Source organism: Pseudomonas syringae group sp. 26L6 (assembly GCF_032587815.1).
GTDB lineage: Bacteria > Pseudomonadota > Gammaproteobacteria > Pseudomonadales > Pseudomonadaceae > Aquipseudomonas > Aquipseudomonas amygdali.
Window position 1 is genome coordinate 414,154 of the sequence record NZ_JAWHPJ010000018.1, and the last position, 26,914, is coordinate 441,067.

At 58.8% G+C, this 26,914-nt stretch carries 23 protein-coding genes and 1 pseudogene; 13 read left to right on the plus strand and 11 right to left on the minus strand.

Annotation, left to right across the window (positions count from 1 at the left end):
• The first annotated feature begins 116 nt into the window (after positions 1 to 116).
• Positions 117 to 2,243 carry a TonB-dependent siderophore receptor gene (locus RYA97_RS09535; RefSeq protein WP_005780100.1) on the plus strand — a complete coding sequence of 709 codons (2,127 nt, stop codon included), beginning with the start codon at positions 117 to 119 and terminating at the stop codon, positions 2,241 to 2,243.
• A 97-nt stretch (positions 2,244 to 2,340) separates the two neighbouring features.
• On the opposite strand, the gene RYA97_RS09540 is transcribed toward RYA97_RS09535, so the two are convergent.
• The 5 genes from RYA97_RS09540 to RYA97_RS09560 form a co-directional block, all read right to left on the minus strand.
• A complete protein-coding gene (locus RYA97_RS09540; protein ID WP_039847471.1) occupies positions 2,341 to 3,591 on the minus strand; it encodes a cellulase family glycosylhydrolase in 1,251 nt (416 codons plus the stop codon).
• A gap of 301 nt (positions 3,592 to 3,892) precedes the next feature.
• Positions 3,893 to 4,849 (minus strand): D-2-hydroxyacid dehydrogenase family protein, encoded by a 957-nt coding sequence (locus tag RYA97_RS09545; protein WP_005745893.1) that lies wholly within the window; start codon positions 4,847 to 4,849, stop codon positions 3,893 to 3,895.
• Positions 4,850 to 4,889: 40 nt separating this feature from the next.
• The gene (locus tag RYA97_RS09550; protein WP_117139414.1) at positions 4,890 to 5,543 is read right to left on the minus strand and encodes a DUF1345 domain-containing protein; all 654 of its coding nucleotides are present in this window, start codon (positions 5,541 to 5,543) and stop codon (positions 4,890 to 4,892) included.
• Positions 5,544 to 5,690: 147 nt separating this feature from the next.
• A complete protein-coding gene (gene gudD, locus RYA97_RS09555; protein WP_005780105.1) occupies positions 5,691 to 7,043 on the minus strand; it encodes a glucarate dehydratase in 1,353 nt (450 codons plus the stop codon).
• 51 nt (positions 7,044 to 7,094) lie between these two features.
• Positions 7,095 to 8,420, minus strand: a complete 1,326-nt coding sequence (locus RYA97_RS09560) for an MFS transporter (protein WP_005745896.1) — start codon at positions 8,418 to 8,420, stop codon at positions 7,095 to 7,097.
• A 469-nt stretch (positions 8,421 to 8,889) separates the two neighbouring features.
• Here RYA97_RS09560 and RYA97_RS09565 point away from each other — a divergent pair, with 469 nt between their 5' ends.
• Positions 8,890 to 9,603: a FadR/GntR family transcriptional regulator gene (locus RYA97_RS09565; protein ID WP_002553932.1), complete on the plus strand. Its 714-nt coding sequence runs from the start codon at positions 8,890 to 8,892 to the stop codon at positions 9,601 to 9,603.
• 13 nt (positions 9,604 to 9,616) lie between these two features.
• Here RYA97_RS09565 and RYA97_RS09570 read toward each other — a convergent pair whose 3' ends face one another.
• Positions 9,617 to 10,708 carry an alpha/beta hydrolase gene (locus tag RYA97_RS09570; protein WP_005745897.1) on the minus strand — a complete coding sequence of 364 codons (1,092 nt, stop codon included), beginning with the start codon at positions 10,706 to 10,708 and terminating at the stop codon, positions 9,617 to 9,619.
• A 227-nt stretch (positions 10,709 to 10,935) separates the two neighbouring features.
• Here RYA97_RS09570 and RYA97_RS09575 point away from each other — a divergent pair, with 227 nt between their 5' ends.
• From RYA97_RS09575 to RYA97_RS09590, 5 genes and pseudogenes are all read left to right on the plus strand, one after another.
• Positions 10,936 to 12,027: a sugar diacid recognition domain-containing protein gene (locus RYA97_RS09575; protein ID WP_057405167.1), complete on the plus strand. Its 1,092-nt coding sequence runs from the start codon at positions 10,936 to 10,938 to the stop codon at positions 12,025 to 12,027.
• Positions 12,028 to 12,138: 111 nt separating this feature from the next.
• Complete coding sequence (locus RYA97_RS09580; RefSeq protein ID WP_002553929.1) at positions 12,139 to 13,278, plus strand: glycerate kinase; 1,140 nt, start codon at positions 12,139 to 12,141, stop codon at positions 13,276 to 13,278.
• Between the two features lie 180 nt (positions 13,279 to 13,458).
• Positions 13,459 to 14,229, plus strand: a pseudogene (locus tag RYA97_RS26460) (MCP four helix bundle domain-containing protein); the annotation flags it as partial.
• A gap of 15 nt (positions 14,230 to 14,244) precedes the next feature.
• Positions 14,245 to 15,084, plus strand: a complete 840-nt coding sequence (locus RYA97_RS26465) for a methyl-accepting chemotaxis protein (protein ID WP_371911623.1) — start codon at positions 14,245 to 14,247, stop codon at positions 15,082 to 15,084.
• Positions 15,085 to 15,209: 125 nt separating this feature from the next.
• The gene (locus RYA97_RS09590) at positions 15,210 to 16,454 is read left to right on the plus strand and encodes an AGE family epimerase/isomerase (RefSeq protein ID WP_005745901.1); all 1,245 of its coding nucleotides are present in this window, start codon (positions 15,210 to 15,212) and stop codon (positions 16,452 to 16,454) included.
• Positions 16,455 to 16,477: 23 nt separating this feature from the next.
• Here RYA97_RS09590 and RYA97_RS09595 read toward each other — a convergent pair whose 3' ends face one another.
• Positions 16,478 to 17,566, minus strand: a complete 1,089-nt coding sequence (locus tag RYA97_RS09595; RefSeq protein WP_005745902.1) for an AbrB family transcriptional regulator — start codon at positions 17,564 to 17,566, stop codon at positions 16,478 to 16,480.
• 106 nt (positions 17,567 to 17,672) lie between these two features.
• On the opposite strand from RYA97_RS09595, the gene RYA97_RS09600 reads away from it, so the two are divergent.
• Positions 17,673 to 18,575, plus strand: coding sequence for a LysR family transcriptional regulator (locus tag RYA97_RS09600; protein ID WP_004665637.1), 903 nt, complete (start codon positions 17,673 to 17,675; stop codon positions 18,573 to 18,575).
• Between the two features lie 14 nt (positions 18,576 to 18,589).
• Here RYA97_RS09600 and RYA97_RS09605 read toward each other — a convergent pair whose 3' ends face one another.
• Positions 18,590 to 19,105, minus strand: a complete 516-nt coding sequence (locus tag RYA97_RS09605; RefSeq protein WP_002553924.1) for a nucleoside 2-deoxyribosyltransferase — start codon at positions 19,103 to 19,105, stop codon at positions 18,590 to 18,592.
• 168 nt (positions 19,106 to 19,273) lie between these two features.
• Between RYA97_RS09605 and RYA97_RS09610 the strand changes: the two genes are divergently transcribed.
• Positions 19,274 to 20,977 carry a VRR-NUC domain-containing protein gene (locus tag RYA97_RS09610; RefSeq protein WP_005745904.1) on the plus strand — a complete coding sequence of 568 codons (1,704 nt, stop codon included), beginning with the start codon at positions 19,274 to 19,276 and terminating at the stop codon, positions 20,975 to 20,977.
• Here RYA97_RS09610 and RYA97_RS09615 read toward each other — a convergent pair.
• Both RYA97_RS09615 and RYA97_RS09620 read right to left on the minus strand, forming a co-directional pair.
• Positions 20,953 to 21,255 carry a hypothetical protein gene (locus tag RYA97_RS09615; protein ID WP_316892195.1) on the minus strand — a complete coding sequence of 101 codons (303 nt, stop codon included), beginning with the start codon at positions 21,253 to 21,255 and terminating at the stop codon, positions 20,953 to 20,955. The two genes, RYA97_RS09610 and RYA97_RS09615, sit on opposite strands and share 25 nt — an antisense overlap.
• Before the next feature lie 99 nt (positions 21,256 to 21,354).
• A complete protein-coding gene (locus RYA97_RS09620; protein WP_002553922.1) occupies positions 21,355 to 21,639 on the minus strand; it encodes a hypothetical protein in 285 nt (94 codons plus the stop codon).
• A gap of 531 nt (positions 21,640 to 22,170) precedes the next feature.
• Here RYA97_RS09620 and pstS point away from each other — a divergent pair.
• The 4 genes from pstS to pstB all read left to right on the plus strand — a co-directional run bounded on the left by pstS (position 22,171) and on the right by pstB (position 25,927).
• Positions 22,171 to 23,190 (plus strand): phosphate ABC transporter substrate-binding protein PstS, encoded by a 1,020-nt coding sequence (gene pstS, locus RYA97_RS09625; protein ID WP_002553921.1) that lies wholly within the window; start codon positions 22,171 to 22,173, stop codon positions 23,188 to 23,190.
• An 81-nt stretch (positions 23,191 to 23,271) separates the two neighbouring features.
• A complete protein-coding gene (gene pstC, locus RYA97_RS09630) occupies positions 23,272 to 24,267 on the plus strand; it encodes a phosphate ABC transporter permease subunit PstC (RefSeq protein ID WP_003371940.1) in 996 nt (331 codons plus the stop codon).
• Positions 24,264 to 25,148, plus strand: a complete 885-nt coding sequence (gene pstA / locus RYA97_RS09635) for a phosphate ABC transporter permease PstA (RefSeq protein WP_002553919.1) — start codon at positions 24,264 to 24,266, stop codon at positions 25,146 to 25,148. The genes pstC and pstA overlap by 4 nt, the downstream gene beginning before the upstream one ends.
• Positions 25,148 to 25,927, plus strand: coding sequence for a phosphate ABC transporter ATP-binding protein PstB (gene pstB, locus RYA97_RS09640; RefSeq protein WP_002553918.1), 780 nt, complete (start codon positions 25,148 to 25,150; stop codon positions 25,925 to 25,927). Before pstA ends, pstB begins: the two co-directional genes overlap by 1 nt.
• Here pstB and RYA97_RS09645 read toward each other — a convergent pair whose 3' ends face one another.
• The gene (locus tag RYA97_RS09645; RefSeq protein WP_005745906.1) at positions 25,928 to 26,857 is read right to left on the minus strand and encodes a LysR family transcriptional regulator; all 930 of its coding nucleotides are present in this window, start codon (positions 26,855 to 26,857) and stop codon (positions 25,928 to 25,930) included. It lies immediately after the preceding gene.
• Between the last annotated feature and the right edge of the window lie 57 nt (positions 26,858 to 26,914).

The window sequence follows — 26,914 nt, forward strand, 5'->3', positions numbered from 1 at the left end:
ATGGGCAAAAGATATTTTTGCGAATTTGTATCAGGTGTTAATACGAATCTGTACTATTCGCGAAAAATCCTGCCGGGTCCCAAGAGGCCTGGTTTCTTGCCAAGGGCTGCACGTCGATGCGTCGTACTCTCGTTTCACTTTGCGTCATTCAAGCGATCTCTCAAGCCGCCTGGGCTGACCAGGTTACTGCCGGGCAACCTTCCGTAGAGTTGCAGAATATCGACATCCAGGGCGCTGCCAATGCCGAAACGGCGCAAGGGCCGGTCGAAGGCTATCGGGCCACACGCTCCGCCAGCGCCACGCGCACCGATACCTCGCTGCATGAAACGCCACAGTCCGTCAGCGTTGTGACCCGCGACGCGGTAGAAGACATCGGTTCCACACGATTGCAGGACGCTCTGGACTACGCGGGTGGCGTCGGGCGGGCCAACAACTTCGGCGGTCAAGGGCTGACTACATTCACGGTGCGCGGTTTTACCACCGGCGAGTTCTATCGCAACGGCTTCCCGATCAATCGCGGCTATCCGAACATGCCGGATGCCAACACCATCGAGCGCCTTGAAGTGTTGCGCGGTCCGGCCACTACGCTGTACGGCCGGGGCGATCCGGGCGGCACCTTCAACGTGGTCTCCAAGCAGCCGCTGGCCGAGCGCAAGGTCACGCTGGGCAGCCAGCTCAATGATCAGGGCATGAAGCGCGGCACGCTGGACGCGTCCGGTCCGCTCGATGACGAAGGGCGTTTCGCCTATCGCCTCAACGTCGTGGGCGAAGGCGGCGATACCTTTCGTGATCACGTCGAGACCGAACGCTATGGCGTGGCTCCGGTTTTGAGCTGGGAGGTCAATGACGCCACGCGCATTACCTTCGAAGGCGACTTCATGCGCAACAATGCACCGCTGGATCGTGGCCTGACGCGTTATGCCAACCAGACGAGTACCGCCTCGCGCGATACGTTCTTCGGTGAGAAGAGCGTGGGCAAGCTGCATAACGACAACAACATGGCTCAGTTGCGCTTCGACCATGACCTCAATGCCGACTGGAAGCTGGGTGGCGGCGTCCAGCTTCTCGACGGTTCCCTGCAAGGCAATGCCATCGAGGCCAACGGCCTGGCGGCAGATGGTCGCACTCTCGGGCGCAACTTCAACTATCGCAAGCTGGAATGGACAGATCGCGATGTGCAGTTGAACCTGACCGGGCACTTTTCCGTCGGTGGTTTCGACCACACGCTGCTGACCGGGGTCGAGTATGAGGATTATGACTACAAGTCGATCATCCAGCGTTCCAGCGGCGCCGTCGGTGCCTACCCCATAGACATCTTCAACCCTGTCTATGGTCAGGCCCGGCCAGCACTTACCCGGACCACGACCCACGACAAGGAAAACCTCAAGACCTGGGCTGCCTTCGTGCAGGACCAGGTGGCGTTGACCGAGCGCCTGAAGCTATTGGGCGGCGTGCGTCTGGAGCGTTTTGAACATGACTACGATTCCTTTTTGCCCGGCACCAGCAGTTGGACCGCCAGCGATAATGCCGTCACACCGCGTGTTGGCCTGAGCTACGACCTGACCGACACCATCGCTGTCTACGCCAATACCGCACGTTCATTCAAACCCAACAGCGGCGCGAGCCGGCTGGGTGGCGGCTTCAAGCCGGAAGAGGGCAAGTCTTACGAAATCGGCACCAAGTGGGAAGCGCTGGAAGGCCAGTTGAGTGTTGATGCGGCGATCTACCAGATCGAGAAACGTAACGTGCTGACCACCGACCCGGTTGATTCCACATTCAGCGTAGCGGCAGGCGAAGTGCGCAGCCGTGGCCTGGATCTCAACGTGGTCGGCAACCTGACGCCCGAGTGGCGGATGATGGGCAGCTACGCTTACGTCGACGCCGAAGTGACCAAGGACAACACGCTGCGCTCCGGCACACGGTTGATGAACATCCCTGAGCAGACCTTCAGCCTGCTCAACGTCTACGAGTTTCAGGAGGGGGCCTTGCGCGGCCTGGGTCTGGGCGGCGGCGGTCGTTATGTCGACCAGCGCGCCGGGCGCACCGCCAATGTCGCCTTTTCGATGGACAGCTACACCGTGTTCGACCTGCTGGCGTACTACAAGGTCAACCAGCAGGTGAAGCTCAACCTGGACCTGAAGAACGTCTTCGATACCGAGTATGAGGAAGGTGCGTTTGGCAACGTCTATGCGTATCCGGGGGCGCCGCGGACGGTGCAGGTGGGGATTGCTTATACGTTGTGATGGTGCAAGTACCTGAGATGCAAAGCCTGACCCTTTGAGGGTCAGGTTCAGCAGCGTGTGTCATGGATACCGGACCCTGATCACGCGCCGTATTGAATCATAAGAACTGATCTGACTTTGAAAAGCCGGCACGGCGGCGAAGTTTGCCATCCTGGAACTGGTCCTTGCCAGGTAGAATGTCCGCTCCGGCTGCTTTGAGAGCGGTCATATTATCCTGCAAGGCTTTGGTGGCTTCGTCCTTTTGCTGGAACGTGTTTCCTACCAGAAATTTGGCGTTACCCACTTCGCCAATCTGGAATTTATAACCAGCCTCTCGCAGTGCCTTGATCTGTTTTCCGAGCCGGGAAGAGGCTTCGCTTTCCCTGGCGTACACATGAAAACTGCCAATCAGGGCAGGGTTGCCTTCGCCATTGGCGGCCTTTAATTGATCGGCAAACTTGACCAGGCCGCTTTGCGGGCCAGCAGTCAGGCCACCTCCCCAGTTGCTGTCCTCGACAACAATAGTTCCTTTATAGCCGGAATTGCGCGCGGCTTTAATTAATGTGGTCTGCATGTCAGCCCAGTCCTGACTGGCGCTTTTGCCGCCCTGATTGAAAGTGTCCAGTACGAAACTGGTACGACTGCCAAACTTTTTGACCACATTACTGATGTCGGCCGAGGCCTGCTTCAACTTTTCTCCGGTCAGCACGTTTCCGCCACCCTGGTTCGCATTGTCGCGAAAGGTGAACTGAACTTTCACACCCTGTTTGTCTCCTTCGCTAAGCAATGCCCTGAGCTTATCCATCTGCCTGGCGTCCTTGATCTGATCATGCGTCATCTGGAAGCGTAAGGTCCCGCCTCCAATCGTTTTCAGGTCCTGAATCATCTTCGTGGCAGCAGCAGGTGTGGCGATGTCATCAGGATTGGCGTTGGCTCCCCCGCGCGCGACGGTCTGGGCAGCTTTGGCTGCCTCTGAAGAAGCGGCCTTTTCTGCTTCCTTGGCTTTTTTTTCTGCGTCCGAAAGGGCCGTGCTGTCCTTCACCGCGGCCACTTCGCTTCCAACAGCCTTTGTATCGTTCTGGCTGACAAGCGCTTTTTGACTGGCAAGCAATGCCCTATCCGACGGGGATGCTTCGCTTTCCAGTGACCGAGCATTTCGACTGAGCATGGTTCTCGTGTAGACCGGAAAAGCTTCCGGTGCCTCGGCGGAGCGGCTGTCAGAGGCGGTGTAGGTGTCGAGCTTCGCCTGCGTATCCGGATTCGCTTCAGTAGCGCCAGCGCCCACAGCACGCGTGGTTCTACCGGCCATTACAGGCTTTTCCCTGGCGGCCATGAGGGGGTCATATGACCTGTCTGAGCGAATATTCATCGAATGTCTCTGTAGGCTCCGTGCGACAAGTGGCTGCGCCCTGCGAAACAGGAGAATAAGTCGCCAGGCCAGCTATAACTTAGTGGATTGCAGTATTCATATAACGGGGAGGGAAACTTAAGATGACGCTTTTATTAACGTTTTTCTTTTTCTGTTCTTCCTTGGAATATGGCGTCCTGGCGTAATCCTGTTTTGAGCGTTATCTGTTAGCGGAGCAGGGTCGCATAAACAGGGTTTTTAGAGCAACAAAAAGTCTGAGTGACTGAGCCGACAGATTACCGTTTTAACGGCGTACAACGTGTCAGCCAAGCAGCCGAATCGGCGAGCCCGCATGCCAGGCCTGAATGTCTTTGATCATCTGCCCATAAAAGGTCCGGTAGTTGTTTTCGGTGACGTACCCGATATGCGGTGTTGCCAACACGTTGTCCAGCGTGCGGAACGGGTGATCGGCCGGCAGCGGTTCGATGTCGAACACGTCGAGTGCGGCGCCTGCGATGTTGCGCTGTTGCAGTGTTTCAAGCAGCGCAGTCTGATCGATGATCGGGCCGCGTGACGAGTTGATCAGGTAGGCGCTCGGTTTCATCCAGCCCAGTGCCTCCGCGTCCACCAGGCCACGGCTGCGGTCGCTGAGTACCAGGTGCACCGAGAGCACGTCCGCCTGTTCGAACAGTTGCTGTTTGCTGACGTACGTGACGCCCGATTCGGCAGCCGCTTCGGGTGTCAGATTCTGGCTCCAGGCAATGACCTGCATGCCGAACGCCTGACCGTAGCGGGCAATCCATTTGCCGATACTGCCCAGCCCGAGAATGCCCAGGGTCTTGCCGTGCAGGTCGCTGCCCAGCCCGACCTGCCAGTTGCCCGCGCGCAAAGAGTTGGCCTCGGCCACCAGATTGCGGGTGATGCCCATGATCAGCGCCCAGGTCAGTTCCGGTGCTGCGTGTTTATAGCTTTCTGTTCCGCACACCACAATGCCGTGCCGCTTGGCCGCAGGGATATCAATCGCCGCATTGCGCATGCCGCCTGTGACCAGCAATTTGAGCGCAGGCAGTTGGCTGAGCAGTGCCTCATCGAACAGGGTTCGCTCACGCATCAGGCAAATGATGTCGAAGCCTTGCAGGCGTTGCACCATGGTTGCGGTGTCGGCCGGGAAGTCGTGCAGAAAGCTGATGTCGCCCACGGAGTCGAGCACCGACCAGTCCACCACATCGCTGGCTATGTTTTGCCAATCATCGAGCACTGCGATTTTCAACGGGGTCATTGTCTGAAGGCCTCTTGACGGGTTTGTATGAAACCGAGCACTAATTGAACAGGCTGGCAGCGATATTAATCGAAAAGCCCAGAATCGCGGTGTTGAACACAAAGCAGATCAACGACTGACCAAGCACAACCTTGCGCATTTCGCGGGTCGCGACGCCGACATCGGAGGTCTGTACCGCAACGCTGAGGGTGAACGAAAAGTACAGAAAGTCCCAGTAGTCAGGGTGCTTTTCTCCGCCGACAAACGCCAGCGCGGGCTCCTTGCCTTTCCAGGTATAAAACATGCGTGCGTAATGCAGGCTGAAGATCACCCCGATCATCAGCCAGGAACCGATGACGGTAAGACCGGTAAAGGCGTGATGGAGCATTTTGGCGTCGCTGGACAAGCCCTTGCTGCTCGCGACTTCGAAGATGATGGCCGCCAGACTCGCCAGTGCCGCCACGCAGACCGTTACCAGAATGACGCCCGCGTTTTCGTCTTCCATCATCGCGACTCGGCGGACATCGTCAGCATTGCTGCGCAGTGTGCGAACGAAAATAAGGATCAGATACAGCCATACCCCTGTGTCCCAGCCGGTCAGCAGGCTCTGCGTGAGTGTTGCGTGGGGGATCAGCCAGACCCAGGCAATGCCGGCGGTGAGGCCAACCAGAGCTGCGAGCGTCAGGCGAGGGCGGGTGCGGGCAAGATGGCGCATGCGGTCTAGTCGTTACAGGAGATTACGAGACAGTAGCATGCCCATTTTGCATGCCAAGCCGGATTTGAAAAAAACGGCGCGCAAGGGGGTTGCGCGCCGTGTGCCAGCCAGATTGTCAGCAGGCGGCGAGTGGTTTTTTAAGCTGGCTCAACGCACCAGGCAAGGCTGCTTGTTGTTGAATTTCCAGTCCGGTATCAGAAACTGCATGGCCACTGCGTCATTGCGTGCGCCCAGGCCCATGCCTTTGTAGAGTTCGTGAGCCTTGGCCAGCTGGTCCATGTCCAGCTCGACGCCCAGCCCCGCCTGCTTGGGCACATCGACCTTACCGCCGATAATCTGCAACGGGGCCTTGGTCAGGCGCTGGCCGTCCTGCCAGATCCAGTGGGTATCAATCGCCGTGATGTTGCCCGGTGCCGCAGCGGCAACGTGGGTGAACATCGCCAGAGAAATATCGAAATGGTTGTTGGAATGCGAGCCCCAGGTCAGACCCCATTCGTTGCACATCTGCGCCACACGTACCGAGCCCTGCATGGTCCAGAAGTGCGGATCAGCCAGTGGAATGTCCACCGATTGCAATTGAATGGCATGGCCCATTTCCCGCCAGTCGGTGGCGATCATGTTGGTGGCAGTCTTCAGCCCGGTAGCGCGCCGGAACTCGGCCATGACTTCGCGACCGGAATAACCGTTTTCCGCGCCGCACGGGTCTTCGGCATACGCCAGCACGTGATGCTGATCGCGGCACAGGCGGATGGCTTCCTTGAGCGACCAGGCTCCGTTGGGGTCAAGGGTAATACGCGCATCGGGAAAACGCTCAGCCAGCGCCGTGACAGCTTCGATCTCTGCGTCACCGCTCAGTACGCCGCCCTTGAGCTTGAAGTCCTGAAAGCCGTAACGCTGGTGCGCAGCTTCAGCCAGACGGACCACCGCCTGCGGAGTCAGCGCTTCTTCATGACGAATGCGGAACCAGTCATTATCGGCGTCGGGCTCGCTGCGGTAGGCCAGGTCGGTTTTGCGCTGGTCGCCGACATAAAACAGGTAGCCGAGCATCTCGACCTGATCACGTTGCTGACCTTCGCCCAGCAATGCAGCAACCGGTACGTCCAGGTGCTGACCAAGCAGGTCGAGCAGGGCGGCTTCCAGCGCGGTGACAGCGTGAATGGCAATGCGCAGGTCGAAGGTCTGCAGGCCGCGGCCGCCCGAATCGCGATCGGCGAAGGCTTTGCGTGCCGCATTGAGGATCTTCTGGTAAGTGCCGATGCTGCTGCCGACCACCAGCGAGCGTGCGTCTTCCAGCGTCTGGCGGATCAACTCGCCACCCGGCACTTCGCCGACGCCGACATGCCCGGCATTGTCCTTGAGTATCACGATATTGCGGGTGAAGTAAGGGCCATGCGCGCCGCTGAGGTTGAGCAGCATGTCGTCATGGCCAGCCACTGGCACTACTTGCATCTCGGTAATGACAGGGGCCTTGCTGGTGATGTTGGCTTGTTGAATGTTCATAGCTGATCCCGTAAAAAATATGGCCTGTAATGGCGTCGCTTCGAACCTGCATCAATGCGTGGCCGGGGTATGGATGGCGGCTACCGGCGTCGCGCCTGGCTTGGGCGTATTGCGCGCAGCGAAGACGATGATTGCGGCAATGATCGATGTGACCGTCAGACCATACAGCCCGCCCTGGATCGAGCCGGTGTGCTCTTCCAGCAAGCCGAAAGTGGTCGGCGCCACGAAGCCACCCAGGTTGCCCACCGAGTTGATCAACGCAATGACCGCTGCGGCGATACGTGCATCCAGATACGCTTGCGGGATGGGCCAGAACAGCGACGAAGCCGACTTGAAACCCAGTGCTGCAAAGCAGATGGCAACGAAGGCGAAGATCGGGCTGCCAGTGGTGGACATGAACATCCCGGCAGCGGCAATCAGCAGCGCAATCGCTACCCACGCCTGCTGGCGCTTCCACTTGGCGGACAGCGTGGCGAAAGCGTACATGCCGATGATCGACAGCAGCCATGGAATGGAGTTGAACATGCCGACTTCAAAGTCAGTCAGGCTGCCCATTTTGCGGATGATGCTCGGTAGCCAGAAGGTCGCTGCGTAGATGGTCAACTGAATGAAGAAGTAGATCAGGCAGAACAGAATGATCTGGCTGTCCTTGAGCAACTTGCCGATGGAGGCTTTGACTGGCGTCGCCGCTTCGCGGGCAGCCTGTTCGGCATCGATGGCGCTGACCAACGCGTCCTGTTCTTCGCGGGTCAGCCATTTGGCGTCGTGCGGTTTGGAGTCCAGCCAGAACCAGACGAAGAAGCACAGGCCCACCGAGAACATGCCTTCGATGAAATACATCCACTGCCAGCCTTTCATTCCGAAACCGGTGATCTGCAACAGCAGGCCTGACAGTGGTCCGGAAATCAGCGAAGCGATGGCCGAGCCGCTGAGGAAAATGGCAATTGCCTTGCCGCGCTCAACCCCGGGCAACCAGCGGGTGAAGTAGTAGATCACGCCTGGAAAGAAGCCTGCCTCGGCCACGCCCAGCAGAAAGCGCAGGATGTAGAAGTGGGTTTCGTTCTGGATGAAGGCCATGCAGGCAGCAACGATGCCCCAGGTAAGCATGATCCGCGTCAACCAGATACGTGCGCCGACTTTCTGCAGCAGGATGTTGGAAGGGACTTCGAAGAGGGCATAACCGATGAAGAACAGTCCGGCACCCAGGCCATAGGCAGCAGCACCGATACCCAGGTCATGCTCCATGTGCGAACGCACAAAGCCGATGTTCACCCGGTCGATGTAGTTGACGATAAACATGATGACGAAAAGCGGCAGGACGTGACGTTTGACCTTCGATACGGCTGAACTCAGAACCGAATCAGTGCCGTCGGCCATCCTGGAATTGGATGTGCTCACAGTTGAATCTCCCACTCGTTGTTTTTATGCGGGTATGTGCGAAGTGTGTCCCTCGCATTGTCGGTCATCATACAAGTAAAAAAGGCTTGTGCAATCCCCTGATGCTGATGATTTGGACGATTGGGAAAGTTTTTCTGGGTGCAGGTACATGCGCAGGGCACGTCAGTATGACGATGTTAATTTAATATTTTTACCCATTGATTGCTGGGTATTAGCCTTTTTTATGAGTCGGGTATGACCTATTCACGTGCCGTTTCTTTCAAGCTGTGCTGTTGAAAAAAACGCTTCGAGGTTAATCAAGAGCTTTGACAGTGACAGATAGCTTGTAATACAAGTAAGACAACCGCGCAGGCCGATGCCACCGGCCTTTTTGCGCACTCAACCTAACATTCGCGCAGTTATGACCGTGATACGGCAGCCCAACCAGACAAGTCAGGATTCATTCGCCATGCAAGAGCCTGTCAGCGCAGCGCCCAAACGTCGTCAGCACAGCCTGGCCACCGATCTGGTCACCGAACTGAGCCAGCGTATTTTGCTGGGCAAAATCGCACCCGGTCAGAAGCTGCCTTCCGAAAACCAGATCGTTCGTGAGCACGGCGTCAGTCGCACTGTCGTGCGCGAGGCCATTTCCAAGTTGCAGGCGTCAGGGCTGGTGGTGACCCACCACGGCATCGGTACGTTTGTGCTGGAGCGCAGTGACCAGACCGGCCTGCGTCTGAAGGTTGAAACCGTTTCACGGGTGCGCGATATCATCGAACTGCGTATTGGCCTGGAGACCCAGGCCGTCGCGCTGGCCGCTGTGCGCCGCACCGATGAGCAACTGGCGGCCATGCGTCAGGCACTGGACGATTATCAGGACCTGCTGGCCAATGACGACAGCTGTGTGGAGGCCGATAAACGCTTTCACATGCTCATCGCCGAAGCCACCGGCAACCCGTATTTCATGGAAATCATGCAGCACCTGGGCAGCGCGATCATTCCGCGTAGCCGCATTGCGTCAAGCGAGCGGGCGGGCAATAACCTCGCGCATCAAGGCTATCTGGCCAACCTTGAACACGAAGCACTGCTCAGCGCTATTCGCCGCAAGGACCCGGATGCAGCGCGTGCGGCGATGTGGACGCACCTGAGCAACAGCCGTGAGCGACTGGTGCCGCTGGAGTAAGAGCCTTTGAGTTTTACTGTGTTGCATTCAGCACGCCGAGCATCACTTGGGTTTGCCACTCGAAATACGGGTTGAAGGTCAGGCGTGCGTGGATCTTGCCCGGTTCGGTATAGCCCCAGTCCGAATACCACACCGGCTCGCCCGCCATGCATTTCGCGGTGTCCGGTGTGCTCTGGCCGTTCCAGCAGATGCGCTGGCTACCGGATACGCCATAAAGCGGGTTATCCGCTGAAAAAAGCAGGCCCATGTGGGAAAAGCGGCTGATGCGGTATTCCGGCAGGTAGTCCTTGCGCACCTCGACGCGCGGCGTATTGGCAGCGCGGGCGGGCAGGTCGCCGTACCAGATCAGGCGACTGGCGGGGTTACTGAAGCGCTGGCTGAAATTGTCCAGCACGTAATCAGTGTCGAGTACCGAGTCGTGCTCGGCGATGGCGATGAACACCGGCTTGTCATAGCGACGTTGATGCAGGCGGTCCTGAGCCAGCGCGCTGCTGCGATAGAACTGGGCGAAACCGTTGGTGGGCATGTTCATGTAACGAACCGGCGTCTGCATCGGGCGCAGGCCGTCGTTGGGGGCGGCAAGCCACGGCCTGGCCCAGCCGATCCACGGGGTCAGCCAGGCATAGCCGCTGTTGGAACGAAATGCCGGCGAGAACAACACCAGCCCGGCAATTTCTTCGTGGTCATAGGCGTAATCGAGCACCAGATTGGCCCCGGTTGAAAAGCCCCCCAGATAGACTTTCGGCACCTCGCGGCTTAGCTGTTGGGTCTGCTCTCGCACCACCTGCTGCCACTGCTCCAGACGCACTTCGAGCATGTCTTCGGGCCTGGTGCCATGCCCCGGCAGCAGCACGGTCCTGACCAGATAGCCCTGATCGGCGAGCTTCTGTGCCACGTCATTGAATGACCACGCTGAGTCACCCAGCCCGTGCACCAGCAGAACGCCGCCTTTGGGCGTTTCAGTCGGGGTCCATTGGCGCGGCGCGTTCCAGCCCAGTTCGGCCTCGTGGTCGGCGGTCTGGAAGTTGCGTTGCTTGCGGATCAGTTCAATGGTTTGTTGACGGTAGTCTTCAAAACGCTGCGTCGGTGCTTCGCTTTCCGCCATTGATGTGCAGGCTTGCAGGGTCAATAGCGAAAGCAGACTGGCGAGTCGGGATTTGATCAAAAGGGGCCTGTGCACGTGTGTGGAAATTCAAAAGGTCGACGCGGGCACTCTGCCATGTACGTCGCGCCGGTGACCACTTTCAGGCACACTCGGGCGTTCTATAACTTCAACAAAATGTATCCATATGCCTAACCATTGCAAGCCTTGCCACGCGTCTGGAGCTTTTCATGTTCGCCCTTGATCGGGCGCTGGCCCAGGACATCGTCGACCGGGCCATGGCCATTCTGCCCTACAACGTCAATGTCATGGACTACCTGGGCATCATCATCGGCAGTGGCGACCCCGAGCGCTTGTGTACCCGTCATGAGGGCGCGCAGCGGGTGCTGGCCAACCGGCAGGTGGTGGAAATTGATTCGCAGGCGGCTTTGCAGCTCGGCGGCGTCAAGCCGGGGGTCAATCTGCCGCTGATGCTCGATCATCAATTGGTGGGCGTGCTCGGCATCACCGGCGAGCCGGACGAGGTCCGGGTGTACGGCGAGCTGGTGAAGATGACCGCCGAGATGCTTATGGAACATCGTCGTCAGCAGGCTGACCTGCAATGGCGGGCACAGCGCAGCGAAGACCTGCTGGCTCGCCTGCTGCTGCCGGATTGCCCCGATAGCCTGGTGGATGAAGCCCGCCAGCTTGGTTTGCAGCCGCATGTGGCGCGTCAGGTGGTATTGATCCAGTTTGACCAGCAAGGGCAGGTTGCCAGCCAGGTGGCAACCTGGCTTGGCACGCGTTACGCCGACAGCTGGTGCGTGCTGCGCGAGCCCACCTTGTTGTACTGGTGCCGAGCGACGGGCAAGGAACGTGACGATGCGCTGCTGCTCAAGCAGTTCGATGAGCACCGCTGGCCGGTGCTGCGCATGGCCACCGTGGCTCAGTCTGCTGATCTGCCTGCCTTGCGTCATGCCTGTGCGGCGGCGCGGGATCTGCTCGATTACGCCAGTCAGGCTCTGCCGGGGCAACGCTTGCTGCGTCTTGAGGCGTACCGTTTGCCGGTGCTGTTCTGGCGCTACCGCCACGACTGGCTGGCTGAAGACGTCGCCGAGCCGATTGGCCGTTTGCATAACCACGTACAACTGCTTGACACCCTGTGCAAATGGTTCGAGTACAGCGGCGAAAGCCAGGCCTGCGCCGAAGCCCTGGGCATCCATCGCAATAGCCTGCGTTACCGGCTGGAGAAGATCGGCGAGCTGACCGGCTGCGATCCTTACAAGACCGATGACCTGCTGCGTCTGTATCTGGGCGCGCAGATGATCACTCGTCACGACTGAACACGGTTTTTGTTCAAATGCCCGATAACGGTTGCCGATCGTTGTGCGAAGGGCTGGCGGCAAACCCGGTGGCGGATGAGAGCATGCGAGCATCGGATATGGAGAACAACAATGAAAATAGTCATCGCCCCCGACTCGTTCAAGGACAGCCTCAGTGCACAGGCCGTTGCCGACGCCATCGCCAGTGGTCTGGCCGAGGTCTGGCCGCATGCCCAACTGATCAAATGCCCGATGGCAGATGGCGGGGAGGGCACCATCGAAGCGTTGCTGGCAGCCTGCAATGGTGAACTGATGAGCGCCCGGGTCAGCGGACCGCTGGGCGATCCGGTCCAGGCTCATTGGGGCTGGCTGGCCGAGAGCAGAACGGCAATCATCGAAATGGCCATGGCCAGTGGCTTGCAATTACTGACGCTGGCACAGCGCGATGCCTGTGTGACCAGCACAGCAGGTACGGGCCAGTTGATCTCGGCGGCACTGGATGCGGGTGCCCGTCGCGTGATTCTGGCCATCGGTGGCAGCGCAACCAACGACGGCGGCAGCGGCATGCTCTCGGCATTGGGCGCACGCTTTCTCGATGCCGACGATCAGCCCTTGCCACCGGGCGGTCTCGCGCTTGCCGATCTGGCCCGTATCGACCTGAGCGGCTTTGATCCGCGCTTGTCTGACGTGTGCGTCGAGATTGCCGCCGACGTCGATAATCCTCTGTGTGGACCGAATGGCGCCTCGCATATCTTCGGCCCGCAAAAAGGCGCATCGCCCGAGCAGGTTGTGGCGCTGGATGCCGCACTTGGGTGTTTCGCCGACCATTCGGCGCGGATCCTCGGTCTGGACCAGCGCAACAGCCCTGGCAGCGGCGCGGCAGGCGGAATGGGCTTTGCTGCCAAGGCGTATCTGAATGCCTCGTTTCGCGCAGGCGTTGAGGTGGTTGCCGAGCTGACCGGGCTGGAGCAGGCGTTGACCGGGGCCGACCTGGTCATCACCGGCGAAGGCCGTTTTGATGCGCAGACCTTGCGCGGCAAGACGCCGCTTGGCGTCGCGCGCGTCGCGAAGCGCCAGCAAGTGCCAGTGATCGTGCTGGCTGGAACGCTGGGCGAAGGCTACGAGCAGCTTTACCCGCACGGCATTGGCGCAGCCTTCGCGCTGGCCAGCGGGCCGATGAGCCTTGAACAGGCCTGTCGCGATGCCAGTCGCCTGCTGCACGACCGCGCGCGTGACCTGGCGCGGCTCTGGCAAATGGCGGCAGGACGCTGAAGGCTGCCCTTCGGGCAGCGCCTTGCACAGGCTCGGTCCAGTTGGCCGATCGGCCTTTTGAGTAAAAAACCTGATTATCACCAGCAATCCTAAAGAATTGTCGGACAAGGGCGATATGCTCTCGGTTGTCTGACAACTTGGCGTCAGATACTGCCCTCCAAATACAAAAGAGCACTGGTCATGAATCTACGCACACTCACAATCGCTCGTCGTGCCGGTCTGGGTTTTACCCTGATTTCCCTGTTGGTGGCTTTACTTGGATGGTTCGCGCTGGCACAGATGTCGACCATTCGCCAGAGCGAAGTGGCAGTGGAGACCAATTGGCTGCCCAGCATGCGAGTGGTCAACGATATCCGGGAAATCATGCTGCGTATCCGGACCATCTCCTTGCGCATGGCACTGGACACCGACCCTGCGAGCATTCCGACCTATCGCGGGCAACTGGACGTACGTCTGGGTGATCTGGACAAGAAGCTGGGCATTCTCAAGACGTTCGTCGACACCCCTGAAGAGAAGACCCTGACTGACCAGTTCATGGTCACCATGGGTCAATACCGCAGCGCGCTGGATCGCTCTTTTGTTCTCGCCGGGCAGGGCGACAGCACCGGTCTGAACAAGCTGCTGCTGGTCGATATGAAACAGATCGTCGACGGTTCCGGTAAACAGCTCAATGATCTGGCTGATTTCTATGTCACCAAAGTCGATGCCGAAGGCAAGTCGGCTGAAGCCCAATATGACAAATCACGTGACATCGTCATTGTCTTTGTCGTTCTCGCTGCATTGTGCACCATCGGTCTGGCGCTCTGGCTGACCCGCAGTATCGTGGGGCCGTTGCAACGTGCCGTGACTGCTGCCGAGCAGGTTGCCAACGGCGACCTGACCCATACCATCGAGGTCGACGGCGAAGACGAAGTCACCCGACTGTTGCGTGCCTTGGCAATGATGCAGGTCAATCTGCGTGAAGCCATGCGCCACATCGGCAGCTCGGCTACCCAGCTGGCGTCGGCGGCTACCGAACTCAACTCGGTCACCGAGGACAGCTATCGCGGATTGAACCAGCAGAATGCAGAGATCGATCAGGCCGCCACGGCGATCAATGAAATGACCTCGGCAGTAGAGGAAGTTGCGCGTAACGCCGTGTCCACGTCGGACGCCTCCACCCAGTCCAGTACCTCGGCACTGGCAGGCCAGACGCGGGTGATCGAGACGGTGCAGTCGATCCAGACACTGACCGACAACGTGCAGGCCACCTCGACACTGGTGCAGAACCTTGCCAATCAGTCTCAGGATATCGGCAAGGTGCTGGACGTGATCCGCTCGATTGCCGAACAGACCAACCTGCTGGCGCTCAACGCGGCCATCGAGGCGGCGCGCGCGGGCGAGTCGGGCCGCGGTTTCGCGGTAGTGGCGGATGAAGTCCGTGCGTTGGCGCATCGCACCCAGCAGTCGACGCTGGAAATCGACTCGATGGTCAATGCCATGCGCAGCGGTTCTGCGCAGGCGCTCGACTCGATGAACACCAGCCGCGACCGTGCCGATTCGACGTTGGCGCTGGCCAAAGGCGCGGGCGAGTCGTTGAGTGAGATCACATCGTCGATCAATCAGATTTCCGAGCGTAATCTGGTGATTGCCAGCGCTGCGGAAGAACAGGCGCAAGTGTCGCGTGAAGTCGACCGCAACATCGTCAACATTCGCGATCTGTCCATGCAGTCGACTCAGGGTGCCAACCAGATCAGTGCGTCGAGTCATGAATTGTCGCGTCTTGCTGCTGACCTGAATCAGGTGGTCTCACGCTTCAAGGTGTAAAACCCTACATTGATACAGGTTGTGTCCGCTTGCCGACGATCGACCGGGCGCGCATTATGCCCTCGGTCGAAATGACCTCCGGTACAGTCTGGGCACAACCTTATCGAAGGGGGCGGCATCGCGTCATGGATAATAATAATCACACCTTCAGCAGTTGGCTGCGCTCGCCAGCCCATCATCAATGGCTGGCACTGGAAGGCAACCGTCTGTTGACCTTCGCCAAGGCTTCCCGGCTCGACAACGGTTTTGGCAGTCTGGATGACTACGGCCGTCTGATGGTCGGCGCCACGGCCGAAACCATGAATACCGCACGTATGACCCACTGTTTTGCCATGGCCCATGCGCAAGGCATACCCGGCTGTGCCGCACTGGTCGATCATGGCATCGCCGCATTGCGTGGCCCGTTGCGCGATGCCGAACACGATGGCTGGTTCAGTGCTGCGCTCGAAGACGGCGGTAAAACCGACAAACAGGCGTATCTGCATGCTTTCGTCGCACTGGCGGCCAGTTCTGCCGTGGTGGCGGGGCGGCCTGGCGCGCAAGCATTGCTGTCCGAGGCCATCCAGGTCATCCAGACCCGTTTCTGGAGCGAGCAGGAAGGTGCCATGCGTGAGTCGTTTGCGCAGGACTGGAGCAACGAAGAGGCCTATCGCGGCGCCAACAGCAACATGCACAGCACCGAAGCCTTCCTCGCGCTGGCCGACGTAACCGGCGATGCTCAATGGCTCGACCGGGCGTTGAGCATTGTCGAGCGGGTGATCCATCAACATGCCGGGGCCAACAATTTTCAGGTCATCGAGCACTTCACACAAAACTGGCAACCGCTGCCCGATTACAACCGCGAAAACCCGGCTGATGGCTTCCGGCCGTTCGGCACCACGCCGGGGCATGCCTTCGAGTGGGCACGGCTGGTGCTGCATCTGGAGGCCGCGCGTCGCCATGTCGGGCGCGCAAATCCGGAATGGTTACTGGATGACGCCCGCCAGCTGTTTGCCAATGCCTGCCGCTACGGCTGGGATGTCGACGGTGCGCCGGGTATCGTCTACACCCTTGACTGGCAGAACCAGCCAGTGGTCCGTCATCGCCTGCACTGGACCCACTGCGAAGCGGCCGCTGCTGCTGCCGCGTTGCTGCAACGTACCGGCGAGCAACAGTATGAAGATTGGTATCGCCGTTTCTGGGAATTCAACGAGACCCTGTTCATCGATCATGAGCATGGTAGCTGGCGCCATGAGCTGAACCAGCGCAACGAGCCAAGCGCTGATATCTGGCCGGGCAAGCCGGACCTTTATCACGCCTATCAGGCCACGCTGTTGCCGGTGTTGCCGCTGGCACCCAGCCTGGCCAGTGCTCTGGCGGGGCATGAGTGAACGGCTGAGCCTGGCATCGGCAATCAGAGCGCAGGGATGCGTTTGTCGCTCAGGCGAATAATCTGCCGGGCCAGGAAGCTGCCGGTCAGGATCACGCCGAACAGGCGCAGGGTCTGCATGGCCAGCACGAAGCCGACATCGGCATGAGTATCGATGGCAATAATGGCCATGGTGTCCAGGCCGCCCGGGCTGGTTGCCAAGTACACCGATAGGTAATCCTTGCCCATCATCGCTGCAATCAGCCAGGCCGACAGGGCGCACAGAACGATCAGCAGCAGTGAGGCCAGAATCATCATCGGCAGCCGTCGCCACACGTATTGCACTGTCGGCCGGTCGAAACGCAGCCCTACATAACAGCCGATAGCACCATAGCCAATTGGCAGCAGCCAGTCAGGAATGCTGATCTGCATGACGCCGCTCAGTTGCAGCGCGCCGCCCAGTATCAACGGCACCAGTAAGGCACCCGCTGGCAGGCGCGAGCCCAGTGCTACGCCCGTTACGATCACTGCCAGACTCAGGGCGAGGTCGATCAGGTTCAGGCTATGCAAGGCGGCTGCGGTGCTGTGCAGGTCAGCCCCGGAATCCGGTGCGCCGATGAAATGGCTGACCAGCGCGCCGATGGTGACCACGCAGACCACGCGCACATATTGCATGGTGGCAACGACTCGCGAGTCTGCGCCGTAATCCTCGGACATGGCGACCATCGCCGAAGCCGCGCCGGGCGACGTGCCCCAGGCGGCAGTGTTACTCGGGATTCCGCCAAAGCGCACCAGTACCAAGCCCACCGCCGCGCTCAGCACCACAGTCAGGATCGTGGCCAGCAGCATGACGTGCCAGGACTGTAGCGCCGTGAGCAATACGCTGACTGACATCGCATGCGCAATCAGCACACCAACGGTGCCTTGGCCGAGCTGAAACGCCCGCTTGGGCATGCGGATGGTGGCGCCCGACACGCCAAAGCCGATAGCAACCAGCATGGGGCCGAGGAACATCGCAGCAGGCATATTGAACAGTTTGAGCAGTTGACCGGCAGCACCGGCCATCAGGATCAGGCCCGCCCATTGAGTGAGCGGGGCAAGGGTGGAAAGTGAAAAGCGTGAAGCGTTTGACAAGGACGTTCTCCTTGAATCGGGTGGATCACATGCAAACAGTATCGACTTGGCAACCGATCAAGTCTATTTTCTAATAATCATGAATTGATAACTTTGGTTGATAGATATGGACCTGCGCGATCTCACTTATTTTGAAACCATTGCCGAACTGGGCCACCTCGGGCGAGCCGCGGAAAAGCTCAATCGCAGTCAGCCCGCGCTGACAAAAAGCATTCAGCGGCTGGAGGAATCATTCGGAACGCGGCTGTTTCAGCGTGACGGTCGACGCATCAAACTGACCCCGGTGGGTGAGCTGTTGCAGGCACGCGGCAAGGAACTGCAGCAGAGCATTGCCCAGACCCAGCGGGAAGTAAGGGATTTCGCCAGTGGCATGGTGGGCAACATTCGCGTCGGCTGCGCCGCGACGATGGCGGAATACCTGATGCCGAAACTGACCTCGGCCCTGTTACAGCGTACGCCGGATGTCACTTTCAAGCTGGTGATAGGCCAGGATGACCTGTTGCGTGAGTCGCTGCGTTCAGGGCAACTGGACATGATCATCTGCGCACTGGCACCCGACAGCGAAGACGTCACCAGCTTTGCCATACTCAGGGACGAAGCCGTGGTGGTCGCCAGCAAAAAGCACCCGATCTTCAAGACCTCATTGAAGATGAGTGACCTCTGCGCATATCGCTGGGTACTGCCGCCGGTCAGCGTTTCATCACGCAAGTGGCTGGACGCGACCTTTGCTGCCAACGGCCTGCCGCTGCCGACAGTGCAGATCGAGGCGAACTCGATCTCCCTGCTGCCAGGATTGATTGCCCAAAGCAACCTGCTGAGCTTCATCGCCCGCGAGTCGCTGGAGTTTGGCAAGACCATGCAACACCTGCGTGAAGTGCCACTGGAACAGACCACGCTCAAACGCACCATCGGCGTGACCCTGCGCAAGGGCGGCTACCTGTCGCCAGCGGCAGAGGGCATGTTGCAGATGCTGCGTGACAACGGCGGGGACTTTCTGGGTTGGGGGTGAGCGCGTGCGTTCAGCTACTCGCCGGGCATGACCTTTAAGCCATTCAGGTACCTTGCCAGTGCCTCGGCACCCAGCTCCACGGTAGAGCTGGTACCCGCCCAGCTACAGGCGAGCATCAGGTTGCGGGGCAAGTCGAAGTCCTCAACCATAAAGCCGTCGCGGTCAAACCCGTGTTCATCATGAGAAACCAGTTCGCGCAACGAGGTCACTGGCTCGAAGTACGCCCAAACGGGCTTGTTCAATGCCACCGCCATACCGACTTCAAATGCGCTGCCCGAATCCGGCTCCAGACCGCGAAACACATTCAGGTTGACCAGTACGGCAGAGCAGCGATGAATCATCGCGATATTCATCGAGTAAATCTGCTGCGCAGTTTCATGCGGCGTGCGCCCGAGCGTCACTTCATTGTCGAAGGGGTACAAACCTTCAAGCCCGTGTGCCGAGCATAACGCCTTGAGGTAGCGTCCGTACTCGACGGCGTCTGGCCGGAACACGTCGAAGCCTGCGAGATAAACCAGTGGCGTTTGCATATCCGACTCTTGGCTATAGAGGTTATCCCACTGATTCTAAGGCCGACTGTCTGGCCGCGATACGTGCCATTGATCGGCCGACCGGCGCTCAGCAGGTATTTGAGCTGGAATCTGTACGGATAACCAGTATTCTTGTCCAGTCTGATCATTTTCATGTGAACGCTGGCCTTGAATACTGCTCCTCTCGACAATCCGTTCTATTACCTGGAAAACTTCCGGCAGGTCCTCGCCTGGATTGCCCTGCGCTACGACGACCTGCTCGACGCAGCCGAGCGCCGTTTCATCAGCGAGTTTGCCGAGGTGCCCGTGCGTGCCCAGGGTCTGCTGGTACGCATGGTGATGCGCAAGGGCGTATTGTTTCGGGCCAGCAAACTGAGTTACGTCGAAATCGGCGACCCTCGTGAGGCAGTGCAGCCGCTGCTGGATCGCGGCTGGGTCGTCACCAGCCCGCCGCTGGGTTTGAGCGAACTGTTCCAGTTGCTGCGCCGCGACGAGCTGACCCAGTGCTTCAAAGCCCATGCAGTCAAGGGGCCAGAGCGCAAGCAGGCATGGCTGGAGCGCTTGCAGCCGTTGTATGAAGCGCCACAGGCACTTGAGCAATGGCACCCGACGTTGTCTGACGCCGTGTTCGGCCTGAACATCATGCCGCTCTGTGACCGCCTGCGATTGTTGTACTTCGGCAATCTGTATCAGGAGTGGTCAGAGTTCGTGCTGGCTGATCTGGGTATTTACCGCTACGAAAAGGTCGAATTTTCGGTGCAGTCGCGCGTCATCAATCAGCGCGCCGACATCGATGTGTGCCTGCAATTGCATGCCTGTCGAGAAGCGCTGGAAACCTGCACCGATCTGCATGCGCTGGCCGAACAGGTCATCGCGGTCCAGTGCGGCAATGCGTGGTTGCATATGCGTCGCGCCAAACTGCTGTTTCGCATCGGGCAGCAGGCCGAGCGCCTGCAGGACTGGCCTCTGGCGATGGCAGTGTACCGTCAGTCCAGCTACCCCGGCGCGCGTTCAAGGCAAATCCGCGTGCTGGAGCGCAACGCCGAGTACACCGCGGCGCTGACGCTGGCGGAACAGGCCCGTCTGGCTCCTGAAAGTGATGCCGAGGTCCAGCACCTGTCACGCGTACTGCCACGGCTGCAACGCAAGCTCGGCCTCACGGGCGCGCGCAAACGCAATGTGCAGGCCGTTGCGCGGCTGGACGTTCAAATCACGCCAGTATCGGGAATAAGTGTCGAACGTCTGATACGCCAGCACCTTGAACAAGAGCAGGGTGGGGAAGTGCATTACGTCGAGAATGCGCTGATCAATTCCCTGTTTGGTCTGCTGTGCTGGAAGGCCATTTTCGCGCCCTTGCCTGGCGCATTCTTTCACCCGTTTCACAGTGCACCCAGCGATCTGTACAGCCCGGACTTCTATCAGCGCAGGGTGGCATTGTTCGATGCCTGCCTGATGCAACTGGAGTCAGGTGAATACCTGGCGACCATTCGCGAGCATTTTCAAAGCAAATTCGGCCTGCAGTCACCCTTCGTATTCTGGGCTGCGTTGACGCCGCAGCTATTGGAGCAGGCACTGTATTGCCTGCCCGCTGAGCACCTGCGTCATTGGTTTCGTCGTCTGTTGCAGGATGTAAAAGCCAACCGGACCGGAATGCCGGACTTGATCCAGTTCTTCCCGGAGCAGCGGCGCTATCGAATGATAGAGGTCAAGGGACCAGGGGATCGTCTCCAGGACAACCAACTGCGCTGGCTGGATTTCTGCGCCGAGCATGGTATGCCGGTGGAGGTGTGTTATGTGCAGTGGGCAACTGAGCATGCTGCCGACGTCATTGAAGAGCTGGCCTGCCATCAAGGCGCTTTGTGTTCATCCTGACTGTCTTGGTGACTGGCGTCATGCGGTTGTTTCGAGTCATGAGGCTTGTCAGCCGCACTGCCATTCTTTCCGGGCAGCGGGTCCATGCCTTTGGTGCCGGGGCTTGTGCCTGGCGCGCCGGGACTGGTTCCGTCCACGTTCTTTTCCGCTCCGGTGCCGGGTACTTTCGGACCGTCGCCTACCGGGTTCGTCGGGCCTGTAGAGCCTGCGAATGCGCTTGCGCCCGAGAGCGCCAGCAGTGCTGCAAGGCCTAATGCCCCCAATCTATTCCTGATCATGCTGCAACCTCCGTGAGTGCAATGGGGTAGAACGGTGTTACGGGGCCTGTCACTGACCCGCGAGCAAAACATGTTGTCCTGCCCGCGTCAGAAGCATAATTACTGAGTCTTGGTTTTTTCAGTAACGTTGCTCTTGTCGTGCGTGCCGTGTGCGCCCTTGTCATGATTCATCGACTTTTCGGCAGCCGCTTTTTTGCTGTCTGTTTGCGCGCCAGGAGTTTCGGAAGAGGTGCGGTCCATCGGCTGGGTGTTAGTGCCCGGCAGCTTGGTCGCATTCTTGTTGATTGGCGTTTCAGAGCTGGTGGTCGATTCGGCAAAGGCTGCACCCGAAGCGACGGCCATCAGGCCTGCCAGGGTGAGGGCAGTCAGTTTGGTCTTGATCATAATGCTTACTCCGTTGTTTTAAAGTAGTTCTTTAAAGTACGTATATTGGTCATTGGCCAGTGGCCATAGGTGCCCTTTAACCCGACGAACGGTAGCTGTGTGCCACGCGCGCGCACTTGATACCGACTCTTTGATTCGGCGGTTTCAAACCTTTCGCGTTCGTCTGTTTACATAGGCTTGATCAGCGCGTTTGGAACATTTTTAAGTTGATTTAGCTATAAGCTGACCGTCCGGTCATCCCCAACGATTCTTAAAATCATACTTTCTTACATTTTTATAACGCAGCTGGCGTTTAGCTATCCATCTAGAGGTGGCAAAAAGCTATTTAGCGCTTGAGGGTGTGATTTCGCCGTAAACACTGGGCTCTACGGGGTTTTTCAACGTCGACAGCGTAGGAAATCGCCTACAAAAAAGTTCCTTCGCTGACACGATTCGTTGGATTGTCATGAAACAGCAACATTTCAGGTTTTAAATCCGCCTCGGGCCTCCCTAACTGGGCCACCACACAATCTCCTGGACTGAGGTATTACCGTGATACTGCTGACTAAAAAACGCTTGTCGCTTCTGATCGCTTCGCTGTGCCTCAGCGGTGTGGCCCATGCGACTGATGTCACAGGTGCTGGTTCGAGTTTCGTCTACCCGGTTATTTCAGCGTGGTCCCAGGACTACAGCAAAACCAAGGATAACCGTATCAACTATCAGTCCATCGGTTCGGGCGGCGGTATTGCCCAGATCAAGGCAGCGACTGTTGACTTCGGTGCATCCGACGCCCCTATGTCCGCTGAGGACCTGCAGGCTGGCGGTCTGGGTCAGTTCCCGAGCGTCATCGGCGGTATCGTGCCGATCGTCAACGTCGAAGGCGTTGAAAGTGGCGAGCTGAAGCTGGACGGCCCAACTATCGCCAAGATCTTCATGGGCGACATCAAGAAGTGGAACGACCCGGCAATCACTGCCCTGAACTCGGGCGTGAAGCTGCCTGATACTGCGATCACCGTTGTTCACCGCTCGGACGGTTCGGGTACCACTTACAACTTCACCAACTACCTGAGCAAAGTCAGCCCGGAGTGGAACGAGAAGCTGAAGTTCGGTTCGACCGTGCAGTGGCCAGCCGGTGTGGGCGGCAAGGGTAACGAAGGTGTTTCTGCCTACGTGAAACAGATCAAGGGTTCGATCGGTTACGTTGAGTACTCCTACGCGACGACCAACAAGTTGTCTTACACCCAGTTGAAAAACGCTGCCGGCAAATTCATCAAGCCAGACGCCAAGGCTTTTGCTGCCGCTGCTGACACTGCCGACTGGGCGAGCGCCAAAGACTTCAACCTGATCATGACCAACGCGCCGGGTGAGGCTGCATGGCCGATCACCGCGACCACCTGGATCATCATGTACAAGAAAGCCAAGAACGAAGAGAAAAGCGCAGCCGCTTTCGACTTCTTCAAATGGTCGCTGGAAAACGGCCAGAAACAAGCCGAGAAACTGGAATATGTAGCATTGCCGAAATCGCTGGTTGAACGCGTGGAAAGCTACTGGAAAACGGAATTCACCAAGTAAGTGATTCAACCCGTACCACCCCTGTCATCAGCCGCGATATCGGCTCGGTGACAGGGGCTTTTCCTTGCGAGTGGCCTCAACATGACTGAAAACACCCAATACCTGTCCGCTAACGTCTCCGCTGGTGAGTCCGAGGGCGAGAAGCGCGCCAAACGGGATCATCGTCATGACCTGTGGTTCAAGCGTTCATTGCAGGCCGCAGCGATGCTGGTGCTTGCTTTGCTGGGTTGTATTGCCTTGTCGACCCTGTGGGGCGGCAGTCTGGCATTCCAGACTTTCGGGTTTGGCTTTCTGACCAGCACCGAGTGGGACGTGAACGCCGGCAAGTTCGGCGCGCTGGTTCCGATCTACGGCACCCTGGTTACCTCTTTTCTGGCTTTGCTGATCGCCGTCCCGGTGAGTTTCGGCATTGCAATCTTTCTGACCGAAGTAGCTCCGCCTTGGCTGCGCATGCCGATTGCCTCGGCCATCGAGCTGCTGGCAGGTATCCCGTCGATCATCTACGGCATGTGGGGGCTGTTTGTTTTTGGCCCGTTCATGGCTGAACACCTGTCACCCTGGATCACCGAAAACCTCGGCGCACTGCCATTGATCGGTCCGATGTTTCAAGGCCCGCCGCTGGGTATCGGCATGCTGACCGCCGGTATCGTGCTGGCGATCATGATCACGCCGTTCATTACCTCGGTCATGCAGGAAGTCTTCCGTACCGTACCCGTAGCCCTCAAAGAGTCGGCCTACGCACTGGGTGGCACCACCTGGGAAGTGGTCTGGGACATCGTGCTGCCTTACACCCGTTCGGCAGTGGTCGGCGGTGTGTTCCTCGGCTTGGGACGCGCGCTGGGCGAAACCATGGCGGTCACCTTTGTACTGGGTAACGCTCACCAGTTCTCTGCATCGCTGATGATGCCAAGCAGTTCCATCGCCTCGGTAATCGCCAACGAGTTCAACGAGGCTTATACCGACTTGCACCGTTCGGCACTGATCGCCCTTGGCTTCCTGCTGTTTGTGGTCACCTTCATCGTGCTGGCCCTTGCACGTCTGATGCTGTCGCGCCTTTCGCGTAAGGAGGGGTTATGAGTAAGGATGTGACAGGCAGCGAGAGCCTGTATCGGGTTCGCAGCATCAAGAACAAGATTGCGATGGTGCTCAGCTGTGGTGCCACTGCCTTCGGCCTGCTGTGGCTGGTGTGGATTCTGCTGACCACCATCATCAAGGGTATCGACGCGCTCAACCTGCAGTTGTTCACCGGTATGACCCCGCCACCTGGCACCGAGGGTGGCCTGGCCAACGCGTTCTATGGCAGCGTGCTGATGTCGGGCATAGGCCTGTTGATCGGTACACCAATCGGCCTGATGGCCGGTATCTGGCTGGCCGAGTTTGCTCGCTACACCAAGCTGGGTAACGCAGTACGCTTTATTAACGACATCCTGCTGTCGGCGCCTTCCATCGTGCTCGGCCTGTTCGTTTACACCGTTGTGGTACTGCCGCTCAACGCAGTCACAGGCCATCAAGTGGGGTTTTCGGCGATTGCCGGTGCGCTGGCTCTGGCATTGCTGGTCATCCCGGTGGTGGTGCGTACCACTGACGAAATGATGCAACTGCAACCCTCGACCATGCGTGAAGCCGCACTGGCGCTGGGTGTGCCGCAATGGAAGCTGACTCTGCAAATCGTCTTGCGCGCTGCCAAGGCGGGTGTGGTTACCGGCGTATTGCTGGCATTGGCACGTATCACCGGCGAAACCGCGCCGCTGCTGTTCACCGCTTTCGGCAACCAGTTCTGGAGCAGCGATCTGCTCAAACCAATCGCCAGTGTTCCGGTGGTGGTTTTCCAGTACGCCATGAGCCCGTTCGATGACTGGCACTCTCTGGCATGGGCCGGTGCGCTGGTCATGACGTTGTTCGTACTGATACTGAGTCTGCTGTCTCGCTTAATTCTTCTGCGCAATAGGGCGTCCTGATGAACAACCTTTCCCTGGCCAACGAAAAGACCAAGATCCAAGTGCGCGGTCTGGAGTTTTTCTACAACAACCAGAAGTCGTTGAAGTCCATCGACATGACCATCCCCGAGAAGCGCATCACTGCGATCATCGGCCCGTCGGGTTGCGGTAAATCGACCCTGCTGCGCGTTTTCAACCGTATCTACGCGATGTACCCGAAACAGGAAGCGCGCGGCGAAGTGCTGCTCAATGGCGAAAACATCTTGGCGCCAGGCTACTCGATGAACCGCCTGCGCAGTCATGTGGGCATGGTGTTCCAGAAGCCGGTGCCGTTCCCGATGTCGATCTACGACAACATTTCCTATGCCATCAAGCACCACGAAAAGCTGTCGCGTCGGGAAATGGAAGATCGCGTCGAGCAGGCACTGCGTGGTGCGGCGTTGTGGGATGAGGTCAAGGACAAGCTCAAGCAGAGCGCAACCGGTCTGTCCGGTGGTCAGCAGCAACGTCTGTGCATCGCCCGCACCATCGCGCTGCGCCCTCAGGTGTTGCTGCTCGATGAGCCCACTTCGGCACTTGACCCGATTTCGACCGGGCGTATCGAACAGCTGATCACTGAACTCAAGGAGCAGTTCACCGTGATCATCGTGACCCACAACATGCAGCAGGCGGCGCGTTGCTCTGACTACACCGCCTTCATGTTCATGGGTGAACTGATCGAGCACGGCGACACCGACACCATCTTCACCAAGCCCTCCAAGACCCAGACCGAAGACTACATTACCGGTCGTTTCGGCTGATCAGCCTGCCAGGGCGGGCGCTTCCTGGCGCCCGCCCATGAATTCCTCGATCCTGCTGCGCAGCCAACGCTCGGCAGGGTCGCTGTCCATCACACTCAGCCATGTCATCGACAGGTCCAGCCCCGGCGTGGGGAAGGGCAACGGCTCGTCATACAGCAAACCCAATGCGCTCATTGCCTTCGCCGCGTAGTCGGACAGGCCCGAAATCATGTCGGTGCCAGCCATCAGTGCGGGCAGGGTGGCGAACTGCGGCACTGACAACACGACCTGACGCTTGCGACCCAGTGCGGTCAGCCACTCATCGGCAAAGCTGCTGATGCTGGCCACGTGCGACACCACCACATGAGGTCGTGAACAATATTCGTCGATGCTCATCGGACTGCGTGGTTTGTCGGCGCGTACCAGCCGTGGCTGCACGTTGCGCAGCGTCTTGCGTTTGGCATTGGCCGGCAGCTCACGGGTCAGGCAGACGCCGACAGTGATGTCGCCGGACATCAGCACTTCGGAGATATTCAGATAGTCGACGTGCTTGACCACGATCACCACGCCAGGCGCCTCCTCGCGGATGGCCTTGAGCATGGCGGGAAACAGGCCGAATTCGACGTCGTCGGTCAGGCCGATGCGAAACGTCATCTTGCTGACCGAGGGATCGAAATCGGTGGTCAGGCTCAGCGCGGTAGACATGGCATCCAGCGCTGGCGTCAGGTGCTTGAGAATCTCATGGGCGCGCGCGGTCGGCTCCATACGATGCCCGACGCGGATGAACAACGGGTCATTGAGCAGGTTGCGCAGGCGATTCAGTGCGGCGCTTATCGTGGGTTGGCCGAGAAACAGCTTTTCGGCTGCCCGGGTGACGTTACGCTCCTGCATTAATGTCTCGAAGACCACCATCAGGTTGATGTCGGCCTTGCGCAGTTCATTTCGATTCATTGCTGTTCCTTGGCATCAGACCTGGCTGACCACGACGGCCTGTAACCGACGGCTCAG

Excerpts from the sequence above, each read along its gene's own strand:
- pstA (WP_002553919.1), top strand. The coding sequence starts at position 24,264 with ATGAGTAAGGATGTGACAGGCAGCGAGAGCCTGTATCGGGTTCGCAGC.
- gudD (WP_005780105.1), bottom strand. The coding sequence starts at position 7,043 with ATGAACATTCAACAAGCCAACATCACCAGCAAGGCCCCTGTCATTACC.
- pstC (WP_003371940.1), top strand. The coding sequence starts at position 23,272 with ATGACTGAAAACACCCAATACCTGTCCGCTAACGTCTCCGCTGGTGAG.
- RYA97_RS09605 (WP_002553924.1), bottom strand. The coding sequence starts at position 19,105 with ATGCAAACGCCACTGGTTTATCTCGCAGGCTTCGACGTGTTCCGGCCA.
- RYA97_RS09545 (WP_005745893.1), bottom strand. The coding sequence starts at position 4,849 with ATGACCCCGTTGAAAATCGCAGTGCTCGATGATTGGCAAAACATAGCC.
- RYA97_RS26465 (WP_371911623.1), top strand. The coding sequence starts at position 14,245 with ATGCGCCACATCGGCAGCTCGGCTACCCAGCTGGCGTCGGCGGCTACC.
- RYA97_RS09550 (WP_117139414.1), bottom strand. The coding sequence starts at position 5,543 with ATGCGCCATCTTGCCCGCACCCGCCCTCGCCTGACGCTCGCAGCTCTG.
- RYA97_RS09580 (WP_002553929.1), top strand. The coding sequence starts at position 12,139 with ATGAAAATAGTCATCGCCCCCGACTCGTTCAAGGACAGCCTCAGTGCA.
- RYA97_RS09535 (WP_005780100.1), top strand. The coding sequence starts at position 117 with ATGCGTCGTACTCTCGTTTCACTTTGCGTCATTCAAGCGATCTCTCAA.
- RYA97_RS09600 (WP_004665637.1), top strand. The coding sequence starts at position 17,673 with ATGGACCTGCGCGATCTCACTTATTTTGAAACCATTGCCGAACTGGGC.
- RYA97_RS09560 (WP_005745896.1), bottom strand. The coding sequence starts at position 8,420 with ATGGCCGACGGCACTGATTCGGTTCTGAGTTCAGCCGTATCGAAGGTC.
- RYA97_RS09615 (WP_316892195.1), bottom strand. The coding sequence starts at position 21,255 with ATGATCAGGAATAGATTGGGGGCATTAGGCCTTGCAGCACTGCTGGCG.
- pstB (WP_002553918.1), top strand. The coding sequence starts at position 25,148 with ATGAACAACCTTTCCCTGGCCAACGAAAAGACCAAGATCCAAGTGCGC.
- RYA97_RS09565 (WP_002553932.1), top strand. The coding sequence starts at position 8,890 with ATGCAAGAGCCTGTCAGCGCAGCGCCCAAACGTCGTCAGCACAGCCTG.
- RYA97_RS09575 (WP_057405167.1), top strand. The coding sequence starts at position 10,936 with ATGTTCGCCCTTGATCGGGCGCTGGCCCAGGACATCGTCGACCGGGCC.
- RYA97_RS09620 (WP_002553922.1), bottom strand. The coding sequence starts at position 21,639 with ATGATCAAGACCAAACTGACTGCCCTCACCCTGGCAGGCCTGATGGCC.
- RYA97_RS09590 (WP_005745901.1), top strand. The coding sequence starts at position 15,210 with ATGGATAATAATAATCACACCTTCAGCAGTTGGCTGCGCTCGCCAGCC.
- RYA97_RS09540 (WP_039847471.1), bottom strand. The coding sequence starts at position 3,591 with ATGAATATTCGCTCAGACAGGTCATATGACCCCCTCATGGCCGCCAGG.
- RYA97_RS09645 (WP_005745906.1), bottom strand. The coding sequence starts at position 26,857 with ATGAATCGAAATGAACTGCGCAAGGCCGACATCAACCTGATGGTGGTC.
- RYA97_RS09570 (WP_005745897.1), bottom strand. The coding sequence starts at position 10,708 with ATGGCGGAAAGCGAAGCACCGACGCAGCGTTTTGAAGACTACCGTCAA.